At 62.7% G+C, this 2,896-nt stretch carries 4 protein-coding genes and 1 tRNA gene; 2 read left to right on the top strand and 3 right to left on the bottom strand.

The genetic code is table 11. The features are described from left to right. Nucleotides 1–85: 85 nt before the first annotated feature. Nucleotides 86–1,063 carry a ring-cleaving dioxygenase gene (locus DPM12_RS22560; RefSeq protein ID WP_112260595.1) on the bottom strand — a complete coding sequence of 326 codons (978 nt, stop codon included), beginning with the start codon at nucleotides 1,061–1,063 and terminating at the stop codon, nucleotides 86–88. A gap of 20 nt (nucleotides 1,064–1,083) precedes the next feature. Next, the gene (locus tag DPM12_RS22565) at nucleotides 1,084–1,629 is read right to left on the bottom strand and encodes a YceI family protein (RefSeq protein ID WP_112260593.1); all 546 of its coding nucleotides are present in this window, start codon (nucleotides 1,627–1,629) and stop codon (nucleotides 1,084–1,086) included. A gap of 101 nt (nucleotides 1,630–1,730) precedes the next feature. On the opposite strand from DPM12_RS22565, the gene DPM12_RS22570 reads away from it, so the two are divergent. Then, nucleotides 1,731–2,195 carry a MarR family winged helix-turn-helix transcriptional regulator gene (locus tag DPM12_RS22570; RefSeq protein ID WP_211659265.1) on the top strand — a complete coding sequence of 155 codons (465 nt, stop codon included), beginning with the start codon at nucleotides 1,731–1,733 and terminating at the stop codon, nucleotides 2,193–2,195. An 86-nt stretch (nucleotides 2,196–2,281) separates the two neighbouring features. Here DPM12_RS22570 and DPM12_RS22575 read toward each other — a convergent pair whose 3' ends face one another. Beyond that, complete coding sequence (locus DPM12_RS22575) at nucleotides 2,282–2,596, bottom strand: DUF3467 domain-containing protein (protein ID WP_112260594.1); 315 nt, start codon at nucleotides 2,594–2,596, stop codon at nucleotides 2,282–2,284. Nucleotides 2,597–2,740: 144 nt separating this feature from the next. Between DPM12_RS22575 and DPM12_RS22580 the strand changes: the two genes are divergently transcribed. Beyond that, nucleotides 2,741–2,813: transfer RNA gene (locus DPM12_RS22580), tRNA-Lys, on the top strand. The last annotated feature ends 83 nt before the right edge of the window (nucleotides 2,814–2,896 follow it).

Genomic DNA, 2,896 nt, shown 5'->3' on the forward strand with positions numbered 1-2,896 from the left:
CGAGTACTAGGCTCCATCATCGTCCGATGAACCCAGCACCCCGCCAGGATCCGAAGACCCATCGAACCACCGAATGCGTACGGCATCAGCCGTACGCGCCGGGAAGCCGTAACGGCGGCAGGGACGCTTCGATATCCTCCCTGCTTGGCTCCAGCCAGGGCGGCAGTTTCAGGGAACGCCCGAGTTCGAGCAGCGGCTCGTCGATGTCGAAACCCGGCGTGTCAGTTGCGATCTCGAACAGCACACCACCGGGTTCGCGGAAGTAGATCGACATGAAGTACCGCCGATCGATGATCTCGGTCACCCGGATTCCGGATTCGACGAGCTCGTCGCGCCAGCGGGTCATCGTGTCCAAGTCCGGCGCACGGAAGGCGACGTGATGCACCGTTCCACCGGCCTGCAGCCCACGATCAGCCGAGACCGCTGATACGTCGACAAGAGTTCCCGACTCGCCTCCCGACATCTGGAACCGTGCCCGGTTCTGTTGCTCCTCACCCAGGCGCATCCCGAGTGTCGTCGTCAACATCTGTGCGGTGGGGTCGAGGAGATGTTCACTCACCGTGATGGCGTGCAGGCCGCGCACGGCCCGTTCGGCCGGGATGCTTGCTTCGCCGTCCCAACCGGAACGCTGGTCGCTGGGGGCGGCGACCAGCTCGATCGTCATCCCGTCCGGATCTCGCAGCGACAGGACGTCTTCACCACCACGGCTGTACGGCTGCTCGACGGGCACGCCAAGGCCCTTCAACCGCTCGTGCCACCACCCGATCGATCCTTCGGGAACGCTGAACGCCGTGGCCGTCGTCAGGCCGGCGCCCTCCCGTCCCCGGGGCACGCCTCGCCAGGGAAAGAACGTGAGCAGGCTGGACGGCCGTCCCGTCTCGTCGCCGTAATAGAGGTGGTAGGTGTCCGGTGCGTCGAAGTTCACCGTCTGCTTGACCAATCGCAGCCCGAGCACCCGGGTGTAGAACTCGACGTTTCGCTGCGGGTCGTCGGCGATGGCCGTGACATGGTGCAGCCCATGCGGCGCCACCGTACGACCGGTCTGGTCAGCCGCCCCCGTCATCATGAGCTCCCAGCCCACATTTACTGCTTGATGGCCGAGACCTCGAATTCGAGGGTGACCTTGTCGCTGAGCAGGACACCACCCGTCTCAAGCGGCGCATTCCAGGTGACGTTGAAGTCGTGCCGGTTGACCGTCACCGAACCGTCGAAGCCAAGGCGGAAATTGCCGAACGGGTCGATCGCCGAGCCACCGTATTCGAAAGGAATCGTGACGGAACGAGTCACGTCCTTGATCGTGAGATCCCCGGTGACCTCGAAGGTCTCATCGCCCGTCTGGCGGATTCCGGTGGTGACAAACGTGATCTCGGGGTATTTCTCGACATCGAGGAAATCATTGGTCCGCAGGTGGCCATCACGCTGCTCGTTGCGAGTGTCGATGCTGACCGCCTTGATGGTGACCTGCGCACTGGACTGCTCCGGGTTGTCACCGTCGATGGTGAGGGAACCCGAGAAGTCGTTGAACGAACCCCGGACCTTAGTCACCATCGCGTGCCGCGCGACGAAGCCGAGACGCGAGTGTTCCGGGTCGATCGTGTATTTACCTGTGAGCTCGCTGAATTGCGACATCCCTACTCCTTCATGCGCTAATCCGAGACGGACTGGTTGACACATCACACAGTGGCAGAAAATAGGTGACGTGTCAACCAAATTCAGTGTAGGGTTTACGTGTGAACGAGACGAGGTGGCTCGACGAGGACGAGCAGCGGGCATGGCGCGCCTACGTGCGGATGCAGGGAACGTTGAACGCGCGCCTCAACCGGCAGCTCCAGAACGACTCGAACATGACACTCTCGGAGTTCGAAGTCCTCGTACGCCTGACCGACGTACCCGAGGAGTACCTCACCGTCTCCGAGCTGGCCCAAGCCCTGGAATGGGAAAAGAGCCGGGTATCTCACCAGGTCACGCGAATGGAAAGGCGTGGACTCGTGCAACGTACGAGCTGTCCCACCGACGCACGCAGCGCGCACGTCGTCCTCACCGCCTGCGGGCGCAAGGCCATCGAAGCCGCCGCACCCGGACATGTCGAGGCCGTTCGCCGCCTCTTCCTCGACGAGCTGACCACCGAACAACTCACGACGCTCGAAACGCTCGCCACTCAGGTACTCGCCCGAATCGAAGCCGAAGACGGGTGAGCTACACCGCTCTCGCCCGGTGACCAAGCGTCAACCGAACCGCCCCGCGAGCCCTCGGGCCGAGCCCGGGAACTCTTGGATCGAGCCTAGGAACCCTCGGGCGGGCGCTGCTTCTTCCCGTGCGTGCGTTCCCACATCGACAACTGCTTCTCCAGGCCCTTCATGATCTCGAATACCTGGCTCGGCGGTATGCGCACCCGTGACACGACACGCGTGGGCACCTTGGTCACGCGGCTTCCATCGTCGTTCTCCACGGACTTCGGCGGCCGTTTGACCACGGCAAAGTCGATCACGAAGGAATCGGAGGTGTGCCAGATCGACGCGAAATCGGCGTATGTGCCAGGTTCGACGTCTGCTGGGATGTCTAGATCGTACTCGCGTCGGCTGGGCTGATTCGCCATGAGTACAACAGTGCCACAGTCGGCTCGGCGCATGCCCGGCGGACCACCGCCGGCGCCGCCACCTGCGCAGACCCCTCGATAGCTCCCGACGGACACAGACAATTTCTCGCCGACAATCAGCCGATGATAAACTTCACGATCGTTGCGCCGTTAGCTCAACTGGCAGAGCAACTGACTCTTAATCAGTGGGTTGGGGGTTCGAGTCCCTCACGGCGCACAACGTGTGACCAGTGATAGTGGGTCTTCGGATCTCAGCGGGGAGGCCATCCTTCGGGGTGGCCTTCTTTGTGTGTGCGTGGC

Origin of the sequence: Phytoactinopolyspora halophila, assembly GCF_003287285.1 — a bacterium.
Taxonomy (GTDB): domain Bacteria; phylum Actinomycetota; class Actinomycetes; order Jiangellales; family Jiangellaceae; genus Phytoactinopolyspora_A; species Phytoactinopolyspora_A halophila.

Excerpts from the sequence above, each read along its gene's own strand:
- DPM12_RS22560 (WP_112260595.1), bottom strand. The coding sequence starts at position 1,063 with ATGACGGGGGCGGCTGACCAGACCGGTCGTACGGTGGCGCCGCATGGG.
- DPM12_RS22565 (WP_112260593.1), bottom strand. The coding sequence starts at position 1,629 with ATGTCGCAATTCAGCGAGCTCACAGGTAAATACACGATCGACCCGGAA.
- DPM12_RS22575 (WP_112260594.1), bottom strand. The coding sequence starts at position 2,596 with ATGGCGAATCAGCCCAGCCGACGCGAGTACGATCTAGACATCCCAGCA.